At 31.2% G+C, this 20,743-nt stretch carries 23 protein-coding genes; 20 read left to right on the top strand and 3 right to left on the bottom strand.

Going from position 1 to position 20,743, the window contains the following annotated elements:
- Positions 1-79: 79 nt before the first annotated feature.
- Positions 80-991: a YsnF/AvaK domain-containing protein gene (locus AC973_RS09505; RefSeq protein ID WP_053083832.1), complete on the bottom strand. Its 912-nt coding sequence runs from the start codon at positions 989-991 to the stop codon at positions 80-82.
- Positions 992-1,302: 311 nt separating this feature from the next.
- Between AC973_RS09505 and AC973_RS09390 the strand changes: the two genes are divergently transcribed.
- The 4 genes from AC973_RS09390 to AC973_RS09375 all read left to right on the top strand — a co-directional run bounded on the left by AC973_RS09390 (position 1,303) and on the right by AC973_RS09375 (position 3,793).
- Positions 1,303-1,449 (top strand): hypothetical protein, encoded by a 147-nt coding sequence (locus AC973_RS09390; RefSeq protein ID WP_192829003.1) that lies wholly within the window; start codon positions 1,303-1,305, stop codon positions 1,447-1,449.
- The gene (locus tag AC973_RS09780; protein WP_082148288.1) at positions 1,446-1,697 is read left to right on the top strand and encodes a hypothetical protein; all 252 of its coding nucleotides are present in this window, start codon (positions 1,446-1,448) and stop codon (positions 1,695-1,697) included. The genes AC973_RS09390 and AC973_RS09780 overlap by 4 nt, the downstream gene beginning before the upstream one ends.
- A gap of 501 nt (positions 1,698-2,198) precedes the next feature.
- A complete protein-coding gene (locus AC973_RS09380) occupies positions 2,199-2,432 on the top strand; it encodes a hypothetical protein (RefSeq protein WP_048729921.1) in 234 nt (77 codons plus the stop codon).
- Positions 2,433-2,437: 5 nt separating this feature from the next.
- A complete protein-coding gene (locus AC973_RS09375) occupies positions 2,438-3,793 on the top strand; it encodes an ArdC-like ssDNA-binding domain-containing protein (RefSeq protein ID WP_048729918.1) in 1,356 nt (451 codons plus the stop codon).
- A 30-nt stretch (positions 3,794-3,823) separates the two neighbouring features.
- Here AC973_RS09375 and AC973_RS09370 read toward each other — a convergent pair whose 3' ends face one another.
- Positions 3,824-4,039 carry a hypothetical protein gene (locus AC973_RS09370; RefSeq protein WP_048729916.1) on the bottom strand — a complete coding sequence of 72 codons (216 nt, stop codon included), beginning with the start codon at positions 4,037-4,039 and terminating at the stop codon, positions 3,824-3,826.
- A 13-nt stretch (positions 4,040-4,052) separates the two neighbouring features.
- On the bottom strand, positions 4,053-4,343 hold the full coding sequence (locus AC973_RS09365) for a hypothetical protein (RefSeq protein WP_048729913.1): 291 nt from the start codon (positions 4,341-4,343) through the stop codon (positions 4,053-4,055).
- Between the two features lie 296 nt (positions 4,344-4,639).
- On the opposite strand from AC973_RS09365, the gene mobQ reads away from it, so the two are divergent.
- From mobQ to AC973_RS09285, 16 genes are all read left to right on the top strand, one after another.
- Positions 4,640-6,691, top strand: coding sequence for a MobQ family relaxase (mobQ, locus tag AC973_RS09500; RefSeq protein WP_053083831.1), 2,052 nt, complete (start codon positions 4,640-4,642; stop codon positions 6,689-6,691).
- Positions 6,692-6,705: 14 nt separating this feature from the next.
- The gene (locus tag AC973_RS09355) at positions 6,706-7,326 is read left to right on the top strand and encodes a hypothetical protein (protein WP_048729910.1); all 621 of its coding nucleotides are present in this window, start codon (positions 6,706-6,708) and stop codon (positions 7,324-7,326) included.
- A gap of 147 nt (positions 7,327-7,473) precedes the next feature.
- On the top strand, positions 7,474-8,046 hold the full coding sequence (locus AC973_RS09350) for a hypothetical protein (protein WP_048729908.1): 573 nt from the start codon (positions 7,474-7,476) through the stop codon (positions 8,044-8,046).
- A 13-nt stretch (positions 8,047-8,059) separates the two neighbouring features.
- Positions 8,060-8,395 carry a CagC family type IV secretion system protein gene (locus AC973_RS09345; RefSeq protein ID WP_048729905.1) on the top strand — a complete coding sequence of 112 codons (336 nt, stop codon included), beginning with the start codon at positions 8,060-8,062 and terminating at the stop codon, positions 8,393-8,395.
- A 25-nt stretch (positions 8,396-8,420) separates the two neighbouring features.
- A complete protein-coding gene (locus tag AC973_RS09340; RefSeq protein ID WP_048729903.1) occupies positions 8,421-8,750 on the top strand; it encodes a PrgI family mobile element protein in 330 nt (109 codons plus the stop codon).
- 16 nt (positions 8,751-8,766) lie between these two features.
- On the top strand, positions 8,767-9,417 hold the full coding sequence (gene trsD, locus AC973_RS09335) for a TrsD/TraD family conjugative transfer protein (RefSeq protein ID WP_048729901.1): 651 nt from the start codon (positions 8,767-8,769) through the stop codon (positions 9,415-9,417).
- A 14-nt stretch (positions 9,418-9,431) separates the two neighbouring features.
- On the top strand, positions 9,432-11,417 hold the full coding sequence (locus tag AC973_RS09330; RefSeq protein ID WP_053083830.1) for a VirB4 family type IV secretion system protein: 1,986 nt from the start codon (positions 9,432-9,434) through the stop codon (positions 11,415-11,417).
- Positions 11,418-11,434: 17 nt separating this feature from the next.
- Positions 11,435-12,775 (top strand): hypothetical protein, encoded by a 1,341-nt coding sequence (locus AC973_RS09325; RefSeq protein ID WP_048729899.1) that lies wholly within the window; start codon positions 11,435-11,437, stop codon positions 12,773-12,775.
- A gap of 11 nt (positions 12,776-12,786) precedes the next feature.
- Entirely contained in the window at positions 12,787-13,845 is a 1,059-nt protein-coding gene (locus AC973_RS09495) for a lysozyme family protein (RefSeq protein WP_053083829.1), read from the top strand.
- A 10-nt stretch (positions 13,846-13,855) separates the two neighbouring features.
- Positions 13,856-14,386, top strand: coding sequence for a conjugal transfer protein (locus AC973_RS09315; protein WP_157850759.1), 531 nt, complete (start codon positions 13,856-13,858; stop codon positions 14,384-14,386).
- Between the two features lie 94 nt (positions 14,387-14,480).
- Positions 14,481-14,852, top strand: coding sequence for a hypothetical protein (locus AC973_RS09310; protein ID WP_192829002.1), 372 nt, complete (start codon positions 14,481-14,483; stop codon positions 14,850-14,852).
- Between the two features lies 1 nt (position 14,853).
- A complete protein-coding gene (locus tag AC973_RS09305; protein ID WP_048729891.1) occupies positions 14,854-16,392 on the top strand; it encodes a VirD4-like conjugal transfer protein, CD1115 family in 1,539 nt (512 codons plus the stop codon).
- An 18-nt stretch (positions 16,393-16,410) separates the two neighbouring features.
- Entirely contained in the window at positions 16,411-17,241 is an 831-nt protein-coding gene (locus tag AC973_RS09300) for a conjugal transfer protein TrbL family protein (protein WP_048729889.1), read from the top strand.
- A gap of 25 nt (positions 17,242-17,266) precedes the next feature.
- Positions 17,267-17,683, top strand: coding sequence for a hypothetical protein (locus tag AC973_RS09295; protein ID WP_048729886.1), 417 nt, complete (start codon positions 17,267-17,269; stop codon positions 17,681-17,683).
- A gap of 61 nt (positions 17,684-17,744) precedes the next feature.
- On the top strand, positions 17,745-19,847 hold the full coding sequence (locus tag AC973_RS09290; protein ID WP_065419889.1) for a type IA DNA topoisomerase: 2,103 nt from the start codon (positions 17,745-17,747) through the stop codon (positions 19,845-19,847).
- 445 nt (positions 19,848-20,292) lie between these two features.
- Positions 20,293-20,743 (top strand): hypothetical protein (locus tag AC973_RS09285; RefSeq protein ID WP_048729878.1); only part of this gene is annotated, 451 nt, incomplete at its 3' end.

Below are 20,743 nucleotides of genomic sequence, written 5' to 3'. Positions count from 1 at the left end.
CAAAAAAGTTCATAGTTTTGGGAGTGTATTTTTTTGAGAGACCTTTTGTCCCAGCCTCTTCTTAATTACAGCACATTTATTAGATACGATCTGGTCTATCTGGATCTTCCAAATCAATTGTCTCATCGTCCAAAGTGGTATCTGTTCTTCGTACATTGCCACTTGATTCAATATCAATTTCTTCTCTACGAATATCTTCAGAGACATGTTCGACATCTTCTTCATGTTCTTTTTTGATTTCAATTTCTTCTGTTACAACCGTGTCTTTATCGACGACTACTTTTTCCTCATGAACTGGGATAGTGATAGATTCTGTTTCATCGTCAAAAGTTGTATCCGTTATGTCTACTTCACCATCGTGAACAGCTCTTCTTTCAATCACCACTTCTTCACGCTCGACAGGCACTTCAATTGTTTCCGTATCATGGACGGTCTTTTTCGTCACATGTACTTCACCGGTTTGGACTTCCTCTTTACCGACATGCAGACGTTCTTCTTTTAATTGAATCGTTTCGTTTTCTGTCATCTCAGTGGTGTCTTGAACTTCTCGATCCATTCCAACGGTGGTGTCCACTTCAGGTAAATCACTCTCTAATGGTGTAACATTCGTATCGGTCATTTCACTGTGTATTTCAGTATCTCCACGATAGTTACGAACAGCAATTACAGTATAACCATCTTGAATGTCTTCTCTATAAGGAGTTATAAAGTCGTCTTGTGTCGTCTCTACACCATAATCATCGTCCATTGTAAACATATCTTTTATTTCATCCCAGAATGAACGGTCTTCATCACCTCTTGTTGAGGAAACTTCACCTGCAGTTCGCATATCTACGCCCATTGTATCTTCGAATTGATTAAAATTCGCACGATTAGAATAGAGTGCAATGTCATTTCTAGTATAGCCTTCACGTTCTAATCTTTTTAATGTCACTCTTACTTCTGCCGGATCACGGTACTTACCTATAACCGTATATGAATCTCTTTCCATTATAACTTCCTCCTCTTATCTTTTAACTATTAGAAAGTGTTAAAGCACTTCCTTCCACTATCCATATTTTAATGTAAGTTGATAGCGTTGTCCATTGATAGGACTTCTAAAAAAGGGGATTTTTAAGAGCATGCTTATAGTAATAATCCTTTTATTTATTAGCTATTTTGGATGAAATTATATCTAGCTTAATTTGATAAAAAGGAAAAGTAAATGTTCTAAAGGAAACGATTGAAGATGATCTGAATCATTTGAACTCATTAAGTATAGATGAAGCAAAAATCGGCTATAAATCTAAAAATGAGGCCTTTTTGGGCTACAAAACATATATTGCGATGACAGATGAGCGAATCCTAACAGCCGCTACCGTCACCACCGGTGAGAAAGCAGACGGGAAAGAGTTAAAAACGCTCTTATATAAGACGGTCGCCCACTTAAATATAGCCAGCAACAAATAACACATGCTTTACAATTACTGGAAACAAACTCATATAATCAAGTTGCTAAAATGACTGGTATCAGTAAGAGTACCCTTTTGCGATCTAAGGCGTTTAAAATATGTTTGGGTATATTTATATATAAAGGGGTCAAAAATATGAGAAAGAGTAGAATTGACGGATATGACGGATATAAGGTTAAGCTAAAAAAAGTAAGTACCTGTTGTTATAGAGAGACCATATTCTTTTTGGCAAGATGTCATGATTAAAAATAAGGTACCTATGTCTATTGTCCTATCAGCAGTTTTTGTAATTTATGCTGTCCTTAAGTTAGGTATAGCAGATAATATAGAGGCCGTTGATAACTTTAGCTATGAATAAGTTCGTTTTATTTATATTTGTTTTATTTTTATTATGTCTATCTTACCTTTTTCAGGCATAATAGGGGCTATCTCATTCCTATTTTCAGGCAGAATAAGGTGAATATCTTTGATAAGTTTGCCAATATATATAGTAATCGGCATGTACATGGGTTGGTTTAAATTTATTCGTGACCTAATTAGATTGCCATTTTGTCTGATCATATGGATTAGCACAAAAGTAAGTAATAAACAATATGACAAACATAAAGTGATAGAACAGTATCACGAATATTTATAAATAAAGGGATTTTAGATATTGGAAGAGCAAATACTTGCGTTTTAAGGCGATTTAAAACGCAAGTAATGTTTATGTTAATAAGGTCGCTGAAAACGCAAAGGAGAGAAAATATGAGAGTATTATGTTTAATAGAAAAAGTTGAAGGAAACCAAATCACTTTATATAATCCTGAGACCCAAAATAATATCACTTTGAGTGTTCCTGATGATGAAATTTATATATATGAAAGTGCGTTAAAAGAAGCAGAAGATGAAAGTTTATTTGTAGACGACTTTAATGAGCCAGCATTCGCTTTAGTGTATTACGATACAGAAACTGAAAATATCTCATTTGAAGGAGAGTAGTCATTATGGCATGGAAAGATAAACAAAATGCAGTTGAAGAACTTACTCGTAAAATGAATGAAAACATCAAGAATTTTAAGAAAGACCCAAAACAAGAATTAGAACTATTGAAATATATTTCTCAATTTAATAACTATTCGATTAAAAATATTTCTTTAATTCGATCCCAGCGAAATGGAGCGTGGGGAGTAGCTTCTTACAAGCAATTTAAAGAAAAAGGTTATCAAGTACAACGTGGCGAAAAAGCGATAAAAATTTTAGCACCTAAATTTCAAGATATGTTTCGTTATAAGGAAGAAGGAAAAATTAAAACTAAGCCTGTTTCACAAGCAACAAAAGAGCAAAAGCAAGAAATTAAGGAAGGTAAATATACAGTAATAAAAGGAAAAATTACTAACTTTATAGCTGTTCCAGTATTTGATATTACACAAACAGATTGTCCACCAGAAGATTATCCAGTTTTATATCCTAATAAACCTGAAAATTTTAATTTTAAAGGTACAGAAAATGATTTAAAAAGATTTCATCAAGCTGTTTCAGACTATGCTAAATTACAAAATGTAAAAGTGAACTATGACGTAGTTGACGGAACAGCAAAAGGTTTTTATGCACCTTCTCAAAATGTGATTGTCGTTGATAAGCATTTAAACGAAAAAGAACAAACAAAAGTTTTATTACATGAGTTAGCACATGCTGAAATGCACAATTCAAAAATTATGAAAGATAAAGCACCTGAATTAAAAACAGTAAATGTTCTAGAATATCAAGCAGAAATGACAGCTTATATAGTCAGTAGTAAATTTGAATTAGATACAGAAGATTATTCTACACACTATCTTGCAAGCTGGACAAAAAGAGAAGTAGATGATGACGTTTATTTAAAATCATTAGAAGAAGTTAAAGAAGTATCGTCAAAATTGATTGATAAAATTGTTGAAAATTATAATGAACTTGAACAAACACTATCAATAAAAAGTCTGGCTAACAAAAGTGCCATTGTTCCTGAAAATGATAATTTTGCTGAAATATATAAACAAAATTTAAAAGCTAACTCAATTTCAATCGAAGATAAAGAGCATTATCAAAAAGTTTTTGTTGAAGTTAAAGATGAAAATGAGAAAAGCCATATCTTAAATATCGTAACAGCGGATATTTCAAATGAGAAGTTAGATAAATATGTACAAGGTATGACTGGTAAAGAATGGTTAAAAGAAGATTTAAAAACATCAATTATTAAAGATGATGAAAATAAATCATTAACGTATCCAGCTGATAAAGTTAATAAAGCAGCATTTACACCTATTGATGATGTAAAACAAAGTCTTGATAAAGCACATACACAAAGTAGTCCAGCAAGATAAAAAAAGAAATAAAAAAATTAGCGGTTTGATTTAATTCAAATCGTTAATTTTTTGTTTTAATTGTTTCAAAAATAATTCTGTTTCATCAGGAGAACTATTTTCTAAATTAAAATATTTTTCTAGTAAAGCACCTTTTTGAATTAATCTTCTAGTGCGTAACTTTCTTTGTTTAATTTTTTCTCGTTTAATTTGTGCTTGCAAACGATTATTTTCCGCTAAGTTTTGTTTTAAATTATTTTCGTCCATAGAACATCACATATTAATAATTACTTGCTGGAGTGTTTAAATCATCATTAGGATTGTTTGAAATATTTTGATCTTCCACGTTATCTTCATTGTCATTATTGATTACAAATAAATCTGAAACAAGATTATTTTTAATTTCTTCAACGACATTCTGAATATCTTTTTTAGAGCCAATCAAATCAAAAGGAATTTCTAAAGTATCTATTAATTCTTTACCAAAATCATAATATACTTTCTCTTTTTGTTCTTGAATTTTCTTTTCTAATTCTCTTTGTTGTTGCAACATCTTTTCTATGTTTGCCATGTTTAGCACCCCTTTCATTAAATATAATATAACAGATAGCCGATTGATTTACAACAATAAGAAATCATGATAAAATTGAATTAAGAACAAGGGCGCACTTATACATCATTTTTGAAAAATGATGTCGTGCGAAATTATATCGGTTTTATCTGCCAATATGTGATTGGCAGAAACCTCGAAATTTAAAAGACCGTCCGTTTATATGTGATAAACGGACAATGTAAAATTTTGCGTAGCAAAATTAAAAGTTCGCTTCGCTCATGTATCAAAAAAATTAAAGAAAGGGGGTTAAAATAATGGCCATTTATCATTTATCTTCAACGACAATTTCAAGGGGAAAAGGACAATCAGCTATTGCTTCTGCTTCATATCGTAGTGGCGAAAAATTATATAGTGAACGGTATAATCAAACAAATTTTTATGCTAGAGAAGTTAAACCAGTTGCTTTTATTTTAACCCCTGAACATGCACCAGCATATGCGAGTAACCGTGAAAAATTATGGAATGCAGTCGAAAGAGTAGAAAAAAGAACAGACGCACAATTAGCAAGAGAATTTAATATTGCCTTACCTGTTGAATTAAATCATGCTGAACAAGAAGATTTAGTTAGAGAATATGTTCAAGAAAATTTTGTCAATCGTGGTATGGTTGCTGATGTAGCTATCCATAGAGATGACGAAAATAATCCGCACTTTCATTTAATGACTACAATCCGTCCGTTTAATCCTGACGGATCGTGGGGAAAAAAAGCAGAAATTATTTATTTACTTGATGAAAATGGTGAAAAACAAAGAACAGAAAATGGCAATTTTCGTAGTAGAAAATCTTATACAACTGATTGGAATGACAAAGAAACATTAAATGAATGGCGAAAAAATTGGGCAAATTTAACAAATCAATTTTTAGAAAGAAACGGTTTTTCAGACCGTATTTCTGAAAAGAGTAATATCGAATTAGGAATTGAAAATGAAGCAAGTATCCATGAAGGATATGTTGCTAGACAAATTGAAAAACGTGGGGAAATTTCTGAACGTTGTGAAAAAAACAGAGAAATTTCTGCACGCAATTTAGCACGAGAAGATATGCGAAAAGATGTTACTAAAGAAGAAATAAAAATAAATATCATTCATATTCTTCAAGAAGATTCAGAAGATGATAAACGAATGATTTCTGATTCATTAAGTCCAAAAGAAAAAAAAGAATTAACGAATGTAGCGAAGAACTTAAAAATCTTTGTTACCTATGACAAGCTAATTGATAAAGAAAGAATGCTACACAATTGGCAAAATAGTTTGAAGTATAATGCGATAATTCATGATACAGAAATTTCTGATAAAGATATTCAAGCAGTAGCGAATACGGCGGAAAATATTGAAAAAGGAAAAGAAATTTTTGAAAAACAATCGCAAAGAATTTTTGAAAAATACTATCCAGCGTTAGCAGAAAAAGTAAATTATAGTGCTTATTATGTTATGGCAATTACTGACCAAACAATCAAACAAGACCGAGTATTAGATGATGAAGAAATTAAAGATGTTTTACTTAATGCACGTGAAAACCACTTGAATGAAATGTTGAAACTAGTTGTAAAAAATCCTTATGTACAATCATCTGATGTCTATCTTAAAAAACTTTCTGAAAGTCATAAAGCTATCACTTCTGTTGATAAAGAACTATCAGAAAATAATATGTCGGTTAAAGACTTACCTGAACATCAACAAGAAAACTATAAGAAATGGTTGAAGAAAAGAGATTTAAATTATAAAACTGTTCAAGTTTTAGATGAATATTACAGTGAAACAATTCAATCTATTTATCCAACAGTGAATACGGAAAATATAAAATTGAAACAAAAGGAAGCCATTGCCAAAGCTATTGATTACTACGGCGGACGATATTCATTCGATAAACTTGTTGGTATTGTTCAGGAAGAACGTGTCGCTAAATTTAATTATTTAGAACGTCAACAAGGGTTAGAAATGATTGAAAAAATTTCAAATGGCGATATGGATTCAGCAACATTAGAACATATTCAAGATAATCCAAGATTAGCTGAAATCTATGAAACAGTTTCTGATCCAAATATGCGTAAAATTTTTATGGAAGAAGTTCATACCCACCATAAAGATAGTCAATTTGTAGCAACAGAGAATTTAAATAACGATTCATTTGTTCATCTTGTTGGGAAAGTTGATATTTTAGCTAGCATTGCAGAAGCTAACAATGATAACCTAAGAAGAGAACAACAAGATAAAGCAGGCGATTATATGTTTAAGAAAAAGAAAAAGAAAAAGCTTACAAAAACAGAGCAACAAGAAGCACAAAAACAAAACCAACCAAAATTATAGTTTAGGAAGATACCATGGAAAATAAAAAAAAGAAAGTATATATTACCTTTTTAAAAGATGATTTAAAACAACTAGAAGAAGAAGCAAATTATTTAGGGATTGCTAAAACAAACTATATATTTTTAATCTTATACTTAAATAGAAACAATAAATTATTAGTAAAAGATATTCAGCAATATAAAGCGCTGTTAGAGAACAATAGCAATCAGAAGAAAAACTTGTATATAGACCTAACAGCTTATTTATCGACATTACATGCTGATAAACCTAGAGATGTATATAGTTTTAATCAATATTTATCAGCACTAATTCATCTACATTTAAAACAACATACATTACCTAGAACAAACCAAAAAAGAGAAATGATTAGAAAGGGATTTACTGTACCAACCTATATATCAGAAAAATTTGATGAGATATTGGAAAAGACTGCTATATACTCAAAAACATTAATTACCTACACATTATTAACAGAAGATATTGAATATCATCAGAAAAACTATTCCAGTAATGACACTAAAAAGATTTTTTTACAATACCCAATTAACTTTGATAAATTTATACCAAATAATAAAAATCAAAAGGTTGAATTATTAGAATTTGTACTAAATAAATTTGATGAAATAATAGACTAAAGGCTTGATAAATAAGCCTTTATCTTATATAATAAAGTTGTACATAAATAATTAAAAATGTTTATGTACAACTTTCGAAGTGTAATTCATTTATAAGTTTAGCTAGTAGATTATAATAGATAAAAGTTTTGAAAGGGGGTGTTTTACTTGTTAGAACGTTATAAGCAAGAGAATTTAGAAGTAAAAATGAATAGCACTGATAGCTTAGATGAAAAAAATCGTAAGCGAGATGAAGCTATTCGTGATCAGCAAGCAGATAAGGTGATTGTGCCAAAACAGGACTTTATTCAACATGTTAGAGAACGTATTGATTTAACAAATAAAGATGAAGCAATCGAAAAACTTCAACAAATTGATTTCTCAAATGCTAATCCTAGAAACAACAGTTTTATGAATGAATTAGCATTTGCTGGGCAAAGTATAACCGAAGGATTTTTAGATGTATTTAACATTGAAGTGAATAAAGCGACTGAAAAATATAAAGCACAAAATCTTATTATTGAGCAAAAAGACGAGAACGGAAAAACAAAGGCTTTTATAGGTCAGTTTAAAGATAACCGTCTAAAGCGAGTATCACAATATTTTAAGAGCATACAAGATATTGATAATCGTATCGACAGAAAAGTTATTGAAGATGATAAACGTAGGGATCAGGAACTTGTACAACAAAAAAGAGAACAAGCACAGGCACAATCATTGAAACGAAATATTGAAGATTAAAAGGAGCATTAAAATGAAATTATCTAACTTATCAAACAAATTTAAATCAAGCACTTATGTAGCGACAATTACTGGTATTGCTAGTATGTTACCAACGACTGTATATGCAAGTAATGTGCAAGGACGTATCAATAATGCGATGTCTCAAATCCAAAGCGTACTAACAGGATTGATTGTAACAACAGGGATTGTCGTTGCCTTATTTATTTTAATTAAACGTATGCCAAGTGCTGACGATCCACAAGAAAAGAATGAAGTATATAAAGCGGTAGGACGTGTTTTAGGACTTGTAGCTATTGGAGCTGCGATTGTATGGGTAGTGCCATGGGTATATAGCTTATTCCAATAATATTGTTCCTAAGAAAGGAATATATATGAATAACAAGAAGAAATTTATATTTCCTGAAAATATTGATAGCAAATATAGCGTATTTTTAGGATTATCACTTAGAGAAATTTTGATTTATGTTGTACCAGCGGTTGTTGTGGGGCTTGTGTTTATCGCATTTCCCCCACATAGTTTTACCGCTATTATCATCAAAGTCTTTATTTCAATTATTGTCATTACAATGGTAATTGGCATTATTTCAAGTAATCCAATTAAAGATAGACCGAATGTACGATTAATTCCTTATATGAAATTAAAACGGCAATATAGTAAGCGACAAAATCTATACTTTAAGAAAGCAAAACACTACAGATAGTAGATAGGGGTATAGCATGAACTTATTTAAGTCCAAAGATAAAGAAAATACAAAAGAACTTACATTTACATGGCAACCTAGACCTATCAATAAAAAAGGCAAAGAAACAATAAATGATATGTCGCTTATTCAATCGACCTATCAAGATATTCTAATTACCAAGACAGGTTATGCTGTTGGTATGATTGAAATTTCAGGTATCAATTTAGAGTTGTTAAATGATGAAGAACAAACCGATACGTTTGATACATTCAATACATTTTTAATTAACACGTTAGGCGATTCGTCAAATGAAGTACAACAGTGGATTGATACGACTAGTCCAGTAAATATAGATGACTATTTATTAAGTTATAAAAAACGTTATCTTATGGAAGAAAATGAAGCGAAAAAACAATTAATTGCATCATATATTCAAGACCTTACACAAAAATCTAAAGCAAAGGAAATGAATACGAAGCGACATATCTTAATCGTAAAAGAAAAAATCACAGATAAATCTCTAGTATCTTTAGAAACTAAAGCACAAGATTTAAAAGATAAGATTAGAAATTATATCTCAAGACTAGAAAATAGCTTTGAACAATATGATTTACAGGCAAAACAACTATTCGCTGACGAAGTTAAACAAGTATTAAAAAATCAAATGAATTATAACGGTAAGTAAATGGAGGTTTCTATATGTTTAACCTTTTTAAAAATAAAGATAAAGAGAAAGAAATCGCTTCATCTTTAAATGAAGAATTAGAGATTGAAGAAAGTGATATTGTCCAAAACTTAGAAGAGGTGATTGATGGTAGTAACTTAGAAGAAGTCTATCCTTTTAGCTGGGAAGAATTTCCTGATCATATTGAAAGTGGTAGTAACTTTATACGTGTACTGACAATCGTCAATTATCCAAAAGTAAAAAGTGGTAACTGGTTAGCTGAATTAAAACGTAAAAAGGGTAATATCACTATTATTCAACATTTTGAAAGCTCAAATTCTTATCAAATGGTGGATTACTACAATAAAGCGATTAAAAATAAAGAAGCAGAAAAAATATCGACTTATGACCCATTGAAGAAGAAACGATTAGAAAAAGCCATTGAAACCGCAGAAATGCAAATGAGTAAATATCTTGATAGTGAAGTTACCTATGTATATCAAAGTATGTATGTCTATCTACAAGCCGACAGTTTAACAGAATTAAACACACTAACTGAAAGTGTTGAAAACACATTAATGAAGTTACAACTAAGACCAATGACCCCAACAAAAGCGATGTATCATGCTTTTTGGTCAGCTATGCCAATTGGCGAAAATTTATTGAGAGATTATGCTTACCAGCAATCTAATACAGAAGTTGCTTCATCAACTTTTCCCTTTGATGACGGAGAAATGCTTGATTTATCGCCCCATAGCGATATTGAAGGAACAAATAAAGATACGGATAGTTTGATTGCTATTAATTACCAAGATAAACGAAATGTATTGAATCAAAACATGGTTGTTATTGGTACAAGTGGTGTTGGTAAAACTACTTACATGAAAATGAAAATCATGCGATATATTGCTAAAGGTATAAAGGTATTTATTATTGACCCTGAAAATGAGTATACCGATATTGTGAAATATTATGGTGGAGATGTAGTGCATTTAAGTAGTAACGCTTCAACCATTATTAATCCACTAGAGATTTTTTCATCAACATTAATTGATGATGATGACGAGACTTTAGAAGTAACAATGGATTTACTAGTTAAAAATAAAATCCAACGTGTAAAAGGATTTTTCCAAGTTCTGAAACCTGACCTTGACCAAGTAGAAAAAAGTATTTTAGACCGTGTTTTACGAGATGTCTATCGTAATAGTGGTGTTTTACGTTATCAGAGAATAGGAGATATTAAGCATGAACAATGGCCTATATTAAGTGATGTATACACTAAAATTGAAAATCTTAAAGAAAGTGATAGTGAAAGATACGCAAAAATCCAAGATTTTTATTTTATTTTAGATAGCTATATTAATGGTGCAAATACGTTATTTAATGGAACAACCAATATCAATTTAGATAATGATTTAATTTCCTTTGATTTAAAAGCACTACAAAACGAAAGAGACAGTCAAGGTGGTGCTTATTTAAATACTTTTAGCTATTTATGGGATGAAATCACAAAAAATAGGAGTGAAAATATCAAACTATTCGTAGATGAGTTCCACTTTTTAACTCAAAATCCTGACGCTTCAACCTTTTTCTACCAAGCTTATAAACGTTTTAGAAAATATAATGCTGGTGCAATTGCTGGTACGCAACAAATCCAAGATGTTTTAGAAGGTACTATGGAAAATGGTAAAAATGTTGGACAAGCAATTATCGGTAATAGTTATACGAAAGTATTTTTTGGATTAGATAGTCAAGGTTTAGAAGATATTGAAAATAAATTAAGTGTTTCTTTTTCAGAGAAAGAAAGAAGATTACTGAAAAAGAAAAAACAAGGGGAAGCCTTAATTATTAATGGCTCAAAGCGAGCATTTAATGTTGTAACGCTCACAAATGAAGAATTAAGAATGATTGATCCGCAACAATATCAAGAGCAAAACGGTACGTTAGAAGCACCGAATTATGAAGAAGAAATCGCCATGACACCAATTGAAAAAGATGAAGCATTATCTTTTCAATTCTGAAGGAGTGAAAAATCAAAATGCGTAAAAAAAGTATCTATAATTTTGATTTTGGAACATTAACAGAAGAAACCGAAACTATTAAAATTAGCATTTCTAAAGAACAGTTTTCAAACCACCAAAAATCAGAGATTGATTCACTGATTACTAGTCAAGATGATAGATTTCTAACAATAGAAAAAATAACAGAAGATGACCAAAATTATCATTTTTATTTTAAAAAAGATACCAATCTAAAAAATGGATTGAATCTAAAAAATGAAGAATATCCTGTGAAAGTTTCCATTGCACGAGAAATTTTAAAACAAGATATTCTTCATGAATACGAGACTGATAATTTATTTATATCAATCAATCCAAGCACACTTTATTACCACCCTATGCGTACGATTAAATATACGTATGCTGGTAATCAGTATATGCCTAAGGCTAATTATACTACATTACAAATGTATAAAGCATGCGTAGCTAGTATTTTATCTAATATTCCATATGAAAAATGTTTGGCCACACCACAGGACGTAGAAAAAGAAGCCAATGAATTTATTAAAGAAATCTATGCGAAAAATAGTGTAGCAGAATTATTAACCTTTCTAACAGATAGCCAAGATTATATCGAATATGATTATATTCAAAATCGCAGTAAAGAAAAATCAAAATGGAAAACCTTATTAATCTCAACAGCAAGCATTTTAACAATCGCAGCGATTGGTAGTGTGTTAGCGATTAATTCCATTAATGATAATAACAGAGAAGCTTTAGCAAACGAATATGAAAGCACTATTGCTAGTAAAGATTTAATTATTCAAGCAAATGAACAAATGAATGACGGTGAATACGAAAAAGCCGTTGATTCTTATACAAAAGCAGAAGCTGATTTAAGTAAAGTTGCAGAAGAATTAGTAGAAAAAGGGCAATATCAACTCGCTATTGATACTGATGAAAATCAGTTAGAAAACGTGATTACTAAGCTATATCAAGAAGATGAAAAAACAGCCATTAAAGATTTAAACGGAGAACAATTATCTGATAAAGCGAAAACCAAATTAGCTGATGAACAAGCGATTGCAGATAATAATAAAAATGAAATGTTAAACATATTAAACTTCCTTGATGATGAGAATACGGCTGAAAGATTAACAGAAGCCTTTATACAGGATAATGATTTAACAAACGCTCAAAAGGTACAAGAAAAATATCCTGATAATTTAGTCATTGCAGAATTACTAGAAAAAGGCGACTTACAAAATCAAGTAAAACAATTACAAGAACGTATTCAAAACGAAAAAGATGATAAAAAGAAAAAAGATTTAGAAAATCAAGTTAAAGAAGTTGAAGAACAGTTAGGCAATTTTAATTAGGGGGATATGCAATGAGTGCAATTGCAAGTAAATTAGCACAGGGTTTCTTAGCTAGAAATTGGAAAAAAATAGCAGCGTTCATTGCATTTATAATTCTAAGTTTTGTAATTTTAATTGCAACGATACTAGCAATGTTTAACCAGCAACAAAGTTCTATTGGTGCTTACGGTACAGGACAAGTACCGCAGGCGGTTAGACAGTACGAAGAGCCAATAAAAGAAGAGTTAGCAAAATATGGTCGGCAGGATCAGATTAACGTAGTTTTAGCGATTGTAACACAAGAGAGTGGCGGTACTGCTTCAAAAGATATTATGCAAGCAAGCGAAAGTTTAGGCTTACCACCGAATACAATTCAAGACCCAAAATATTCTATTAAAATTGGGGTTAAATATTTTGATGAAGTTTTAGACCAAGCTGAAAGTGCTGGTGTAGATGTAGATACCGCTATTCAATCTTATAACATGGGAAATGGTTACATCAGTTTTGTTTCGCAAAATGGGGGTAAACATTCAAAAGAGTTAGCACAACAATTTTCTAATCAAATGAAAAGTCGATTAGGTTGGTCTGTATATGGCGACCCTAATTATGTTGATAATGTAAAACGTTATATGGGTGGTGCTACCAATGGAAATGTAGTTGTAATAACAGGAGACGGTGAATTACAAAGTCCATACGCTGGAAACGATAAGAGTACCTATATTACAACATCAGAATTTGGCGGTCGTATAGACCCCATTTCAGGAAAGAGTTCATTACATGGGGGTACTGACCTAGCACCCTTAGGCGGTGCGAATTTACCTATTGGAAGTGCAGAAAAAGGTGTCGTTATCTTTAGTGGATTTAGTCCAAGTGGTGGGAATATGGTGCAAATTCAACATGAAAATGGCTTAATCACCGTTTATATGCATATGGTAAGCACACCAATCGTTAATCAAGGTGAAACCGTTGAAAAAGGACAAATATTAGGGAATACAGGAACGTCAGGCTATTCTACTGGTATTCATTTACATTTTGAAGTACATGAAGGTCAAGGAAATAAAGTCAATCCAAGAAATTATGTTCAATTTTAAAGGAGAAGAAATGATGAAAAAAGTCGGTATTTTATTGATAACTTCATTGATGTTAGGTGCTTGTGCAAGTACCAGCCAAAACGAAGAAAGTGCTTCAAACGCTAGTTCAGAAACTACTACATCACAAACAGACAATAGTTCATCAGTTAAAGCGAAAGAGCAGGAAGAAACAGAAAAGAAAACACAATTTATTGCAGAAGCGTTTAGTACATTACTCAATTATGACAATGATACTTATAACGAACGGAACAGTAAAATTGACCAATACTTTACACAAGAAACCTTAGACGGACTAATAGGTTATGAACATTTAGATGATACGACACAATATGTAAGTACCATTGAAATTACAGATTATTATCAAAATGTAGGTGATAATAATCGCTTTGTCCTTACTGCTGATACTACTTTTCAGGTAGATGAAAATCAACCAACTGAATTGACAAATATTTATGAAATTCAATTAATTGAAAAAGACGGTCAATATTTAATTGAAAGTGTCGAAACGACACCGAAGCCACAACAAACAATGATACCTTAGGAAAGGGATATATATGAGTGATAAATCAAAATCAATTTTAAAGAAAATATTTTGGATTTTACTTAGTTTTATTCTATTAGAAATATTAGTTACCATGATTGTTTATCTAGTTACACTACTAGATACCTATAATATTGTAACCTTATTTACTACCGACCAATTAGCACAATCTAATAAAACATTATTTACTAGTTTACCTACAATCATTAAAGGTTATATAGCGGAACGAAACAAGCTATTTATGATTGGTACAGTAATTGCCTTTATTTATGCATTAGTCTTAAATAAAGGGAGATTGAAATCAGACGGTTGGGAAACTGAAAATCGCAATACGTATCATGGATCAGCTCGCTGGGCAACACCAAGTGAAATCTTTGATAAACAGAATTTTATGAAGCAACCAAAGAATAATGTATTAAGCGAGTTTGAACAGTCCTTGAAATATCAATCAGAAAGGAATGATTAATTTGACAGGTACTATCTTAGGAAAATTAGGTAAAGATTATATTATTCAACCAACCGAAAGTAAACCGAATCGAAACATTATGATTATGGGCGACCCGGGTTCTGCAAAAACGCAAGGTTTCGTTATTACAAATGTTCTAAATGAAACCGAAAATAGTATTGTTGTTACTGATCCAAAAGGTGAAGTTTATGAATATACCGCCGACTTTAAGGCACGACAAGGTTATGAAGTGCATGTTATCAATTTTTCAAAAATGAACCACTCTGACCGATATAATCCATTAGACTATGTCAATTCTGATACCGAAGCTACGAATGTGGCGACTAAAATTGTTGATAGTGCAAACAAGGACGGCAAGAAAGACGTATGGTATTACTCACAACGTTCTTTACTGGCAGCTTTAATTTTATACGTCAAATTGGAAGAACACCCTAAAAATCGTAATATGAAAGGTGTCGTATCATTTCTACAAAATCATCAAGAAGCACAAAATGATAAAGAAGAAAGTCAGTTAGATAACGCATTTCTACAATTAGATATAACTCACCCAGCAAGAAAACTATATGAATTAGGCTATAAAAAATCTCGTGGCGATATGAAAGGCAGTATCATTGTATCGTTACTAACAACGATTTCTGATTATATTAATGAAACAGTTGCCAACTTTACTAGTTTTTCTGATTTTCACTTACAAGATGTAGGTGAAAAGAAAATCATGCTATACGTGATTATTCCTGTAATGGACAAGTCTTGGGAAGGCTTAACAAATATCTTCTTCTCACAATTATTCGACCAATTATACGAAGGTGCTTCAAATAATCACGCAAAACTTAAAAATCCAGTTAATTTTATTTTAGATGAGTTTGTAAACTTAGGTAAATTTACCAACTATGAAGAATTTCTAGCCACATGTCGTGGATATGGTATTGGTGTTGCGACAATTATTCAAACCTTAACACAACTTCAAGACCGTTATAATAAGGAGAAAGCAGAAAGCATTTTAGGTAACTGTGCCGTACAAATCTGTATGGGTGCTGGTAACAATACAACGGCAGAATACTTTTCTAAATTATTAGGTAAAGCTACCGTTAAAGTAGAAACAGAGAATAAATCATCATCTAAAAATACTGACCAAAAAGGAAATTCAAGTAGTCATTCTGAAAATGAGAGCTATTCAGCAAGGGATTTAATGACCGCTGGAGAGATAAAAAGTATGGAAACTGATACACAACTTATTGTATTTTCGAAAAAACCACCATTAAAAACGCAAAAAGCTTATCAATATGAAATATTTCCAAATCCTGATGTTTTATTAACCCAAAATGACTATCAAAACCATGAAGACCCTAAACAAACTGAAAAATTTAATCAGTTAGTGAATGAATTTGAATCTAAAGCAATAGAAAATGAAGAAAAGAAACAAGAACGACTAGCAATTATGCAACAAGAAAAAAAGGAGAAAGAAGAAAAAGAGAAAAAAGAAAAGGACGATAATGCACTTAATCATTACCTAGAAGATGATGTAGAAGAAGATGTTTAAAAGAAAGGACGTGAACAAATGAATATAGAAGAAAAAATAACTGATATGGTTAATGGTTGGGTTGAAAATTTTATTGATGTATTTGTTGATATGATTTCAAATATTGTTTTAAACTATGACGGTTTAGCTGGAACAGCTTTAACGGCACATACTTTATTTGTAGGGTTTTCAGCAACTTTATTAGTAGTTATTGCCTTATTTCAAGTCATTCAAATGTTAATTAGTGAAGCAGACGGTAGTCGTGAAGCTAATATTGCAAGTCTTTTGGTGAATACTGTTAAAAGTGGTATCTTCCTAGTTTTAGCACCTTTACTTGTTTCTACAACTATGCAAGTTTCCAAGATTTTTACCGATTATTTTTTTGGAGATATTGGTAGAACATTAAAAGACGGTATAAAAGAGGTCATAGGTGATAGCTTCACCAATGCTTTTAGTAATTCTGGTGCATGGACATTTTTATTAAGTATTTTCATTTTAATTGTTCTAGGTTTCTTCATTTTTAAAGTATCAATGGAGCAAGTACAATTATTCTTCAATGAAATCATTTCGCCTATTGTTGCAGTTTCAATCGTATCAGAGGATCACGATATGTTGAGTTCGTGGAGTAAAGATTTAATTAGCCACGCTTTAACAATTATTACATTAGTCCTATCAATAGCCTTGTTTACAGAAGCCTTATTTAATCGGAATAACTTAGATACTTGGGCGCAAATCACAATGATAATTGGAACAGGAGCATTAGTTATTTCAGGTCCAACTATCATTAAAAATATTCGTTATAGTTCAGGGGTGGCACGTGGCGGACAATCCGCTGGTCGTATGGTAGCTTCTCGATTATTGAGAAAATAGACAACAGATATAAGGAGTAAACATCATGAAAAATATCAAAAAAATTATCTTTACAATCTTTAGTTTCTTTATAGTATCTGCATGTTCTAATCCGTCAGTAAAAGAAGATTTACAAGAAAATAATTGGGAATTTGTACAAAGCGACGGAGTTACTGGAGAAATTAAGTTTTCAAACGACTTAGTAGTTTTTACAGCAAAAGATTTACCAATATCTGATAATTTCAATTATCAACTAAATGATGAAGAAACAGAAATTACCATGACGAAAAAATATACACCTGCTTTTTCAGACGAAGAAAAAACTAGAGAAATAAAATATTCTATTAAAAAAAATGACGGTGAATATACTTTAAATCTTATAAGCGATAATTTAGATAATTATGAAGATGGCTTTACAATTACATTAATCCCTAAAGAAGTAGAAAGTGCAAATGAGAACTAGTAATAAAAAGAAAACGGCTAGCAGTCGCATTGCTAGCCGTTTATAGAAAGGATTGTTATATATGAACAACACAGTTATTTTAGCCGAAAAACCTAGTCAAGCACAAGCCTATGCTGAATCTTTTGATACACAACAACGAAAAGATGGTTATTATATTGTTTCAGGAAATGGTTTCAATGAAGCAATTATCACTTATGGGTTTGGTCATTTAGTATCTTTATATGACCCACAAGAATATCAAGAAGAATGGAAAAATTGGCATTTAGATAATTTACCAATTTTTCCAACAGAATATAAATTTAAAGTAACTAAAGATAAAAGGAAACAATATAACATTGTTAAAGGACACCTAGATAAAGCGGATAACATTATTATCGCAACTGATACAGACCGAGAAGGTGAAGCCATTGCACGATTAATTATCCGCTTATCAGGCAATGATCATAAGCCTATTCAACGGTTATGGATTAATTCGCTAGAAAAAGATGAAATTCAAAAAGGATTTCAAAATCTTAAAAATGGAGAAGATTATTACTCTAGTTTCGTTGAAGCTGAAACTAGACAAATTGCTGACTGGCTTGTGGGTATGAATTTAACAAGATTGTATACCTTACAAATGCAAAAAAATGGTATGGACGGTGTATTTTCAATTGGACGTGTACAAACACCAACCCTATTTTTAATCTACCAACGGCAACAAGAAATTGAAAATTTTGTCAAAAAATCTTTTTTTGAATTATACGGATATTTTGCTAATCAAAAAGGTAACTATATTGGTAAATATAAAAAACGTTTTGATAGTGCAGAAGAATTAGAAGTATTTAAAGATGAAAATCAATTAAAAGATGATATTGAAGCAATCATTACTGATGTAAAAAAAGAAGAAAAACGTACATACGCACCCAAACTATTTAGTTTATCGGATTTACAATCCGAAGCAAATAAACGCTTTAATTTGAGTGCCAGCGAAACTTTAAAGGTAGCACAAGGTTTATACGAAAAGAAATATACTAGCTATCCTAGATCAGATAGCAACTACATTGGTAGTCCTGAATTTGCTTATTTAAAAGGTAATTTAAATAACTATTTAAATCTAGCAAATAAAGCAATTGCCGAGCCACAACTGGAAGAAAATAAACGATACGTCAATAGTGCTAAAGTCGCTGAACACTATGCGATTATTCCTACCAAAACAATACCTGAATTAGATAAATTAAATGATACTGAACGTAAAATTTATGAATTAATTTTACTTAGAACAATCGCTATTTTTGAAAAACCTTATCGCTATGAAGAAACAACTATTTTAACAAATGCGAATGGTATTGAGTTTAAAACGACTGGAAAAGTGGAATTAGACAAAGGTTTCAAACGTATTTTATCAGATAGTAAAGAAGATAAAGATGATAAAGAAGTATTACCAGCAGTTGCTAAAAGCGATACAGTTACCGCTAATTTTGAAACAAAACAAGGCGAAACAAAGCCACCAAAACCTTACACCGAAGGTACGCTTTTAACCGCTATGAAGAATGTCGGAAGAACATTAGAAGAAGAAAATGAACAAGATATATTGAAAGAAACAGAAGGTATCGGTACAGAAGCGACAAGAGCTAGTATAATCGAAAATATCAAAAATAAAGGGTATGTGAAATTAGAGAAAAAATACCTGAAAGTAACTGAAAAAGGGATTACCTTATGTGAAGTCATTAAGGAAGATCCGATTGCTAATGCTTCAATGACAGCCAAATGGGAAAAGTACCTGAACAAAATTAAAGAAAAACAAGGCACACAAGAAGCTTTTATTGATAGTATAGAACGGTTTATTGAGCATACAATGGAAACCGTACCTAATAATTTTGATAACAGCAATATCCAACAACATGCAAAAAAAATAATGAACAACAAAATGATTGGTACTTGTCCTAAATGCCAACATCATATTGTCGATAAGGGAAAATTTTATGGTTGTGATGATTATCCAAATTGTAAATTTACTTTACCTAAAAAATGGAGTGGTAAAACAATACCAAAAGGTAACGTTCAACAATTGCTGGAGAAAGGTATCACATCAGAAATTAAGGGATTTAAGAGTAAAAAAGGCAAAGCCTTTAGTGCTAAATTGAAAATTGTTGAAAATAAGGTAACTTTTGACTTTGACAAATAAAATAGAGGCTGACAGGACGATTTAGAGCCATTTTAAAAGGATTAGGTGGTCAATCATGTATGTCTGACCTACAAATAAAAAGATTAAAACAATAGGAAAGCACTTGGTAAGTATATCAAGTGCTTTTTTCCGTTCGATTTTACTATCCAATATACCGCTTAACGTTCCTTAATCATTTTAGTGTGCTAAGGGCTTTGCTTTTACGGTTATAGTTACGTTCAAAAAAGACGGCAAGGGTAAATGCACGATCATAGATCGCCCTTGCAGCTTTTTTATCTCTCCACTGTTTTATAACCAAGCAAACCACCATAAGCACACTGAAAAAATAATTAGGAACTAAAGCGAAGTGCGTATCTTGAATAAATCTTCACTCGATTTTAAAAGATTAAGCAACCAGCCAAAGCGCCTAAAAAAATAATTTTTTAAAAGAAAGGAAGTAATTTAAATGACTACAATTTTAAGCGACTACAATAAATCTAACCTAATTGAATTACTAAACACCAATCACCAAATTATCGTTGTTCATGGCGACGATATTGATGATTACTACACCGATACTTGCTATGACATTATTTTCATAGATTACTATGATGATGACGACTTAATTTATGACGGCCAAGAAATATGGCGTAGCGATAGCATTTATCTTGTAAAGAGCTATCAAGATGAAATTGAAAACCGTATAGAAAAAGGACAAGAGCTGATATTTGTTAATAAAGAAAATGATATATCATTTTCAGATTCTATTTTAACTTATTACTACTTATTTAATTATACTAGTGAAGCATTTCACGTGTCGTCTCCAACAGTCACTAGGATTCTACTGAAAGCTGGTGAAGGACTATCACCAAAAGGAAACTATCTGCCTAGTAACCTTGGTATAGATGAGTTTAAAT

It is taken from the genome of Carnobacterium sp. 1290_CSPC (genome assembly GCF_001053265.1).
Lineage (GTDB): Bacteria > Bacillota > Bacilli > Lactobacillales > Aerococcaceae > Aerococcus > Aerococcus urinaeequi.
The sequence above is the reverse complement of the archived record's forward strand: the minus strand, read 5'-3'. Positions and strand labels throughout refer to the sequence as shown.

Excerpts from the sequence above, each read along its gene's own strand:
- AC973_RS09505 (WP_053083832.1), bottom strand. The coding sequence starts at position 991 with ATGGAAAGAGATTCATATACGGTTATAGGTAAGTACCGTGATCCGGCA.
- AC973_RS09380 (WP_048729921.1), top strand. The coding sequence starts at position 2,199 with ATGAGAGTATTATGTTTAATAGAAAAAGTTGAAGGAAACCAAATCACT.
- AC973_RS09375 (WP_048729918.1), top strand. The coding sequence starts at position 2,438 with ATGGCATGGAAAGATAAACAAAATGCAGTTGAAGAACTTACTCGTAAA.
- AC973_RS09370 (WP_048729916.1), bottom strand. The coding sequence starts at position 4,039 with ATGGACGAAAATAATTTAAAACAAAACTTAGCGGAAAATAATCGTTTG.
- AC973_RS09365 (WP_048729913.1), bottom strand. The coding sequence starts at position 4,343 with ATGGCAAACATAGAAAAGATGTTGCAACAACAAAGAGAATTAGAAAAG.
- mobQ (WP_053083831.1), top strand. The coding sequence starts at position 4,640 with ATGGCCATTTATCATTTATCTTCAACGACAATTTCAAGGGGAAAAGGA.
- AC973_RS09355 (WP_048729910.1), top strand. The coding sequence starts at position 6,706 with ATGGAAAATAAAAAAAAGAAAGTATATATTACCTTTTTAAAAGATGAT.
- AC973_RS09345 (WP_048729905.1), top strand. The coding sequence starts at position 8,060 with ATGAAATTATCTAACTTATCAAACAAATTTAAATCAAGCACTTATGTA.
- AC973_RS09340 (WP_048729903.1), top strand. The coding sequence starts at position 8,421 with ATGAATAACAAGAAGAAATTTATATTTCCTGAAAATATTGATAGCAAA.
- trsD (WP_048729901.1), top strand. The coding sequence starts at position 8,767 with ATGAACTTATTTAAGTCCAAAGATAAAGAAAATACAAAAGAACTTACA.
- AC973_RS09330 (WP_053083830.1), top strand. The coding sequence starts at position 9,432 with ATGTTTAACCTTTTTAAAAATAAAGATAAAGAGAAAGAAATCGCTTCA.
- AC973_RS09325 (WP_048729899.1), top strand. The coding sequence starts at position 11,435 with ATGCGTAAAAAAAGTATCTATAATTTTGATTTTGGAACATTAACAGAA.
- AC973_RS09495 (WP_053083829.1), top strand. The coding sequence starts at position 12,787 with ATGAGTGCAATTGCAAGTAAATTAGCACAGGGTTTCTTAGCTAGAAAT.
- AC973_RS09315 (WP_157850759.1), top strand. The coding sequence starts at position 13,856 with ATGATGAAAAAAGTCGGTATTTTATTGATAACTTCATTGATGTTAGGT.
- AC973_RS09310 (WP_192829002.1), top strand. The coding sequence starts at position 14,481 with ATGATTGTTTATCTAGTTACACTACTAGATACCTATAATATTGTAACC.
- AC973_RS09300 (WP_048729889.1), top strand. The coding sequence starts at position 16,411 with ATGAATATAGAAGAAAAAATAACTGATATGGTTAATGGTTGGGTTGAA.
- AC973_RS09295 (WP_048729886.1), top strand. The coding sequence starts at position 17,267 with ATGAAAAATATCAAAAAAATTATCTTTACAATCTTTAGTTTCTTTATA.
- AC973_RS09290 (WP_065419889.1), top strand. The coding sequence starts at position 17,745 with ATGAACAACACAGTTATTTTAGCCGAAAAACCTAGTCAAGCACAAGCC.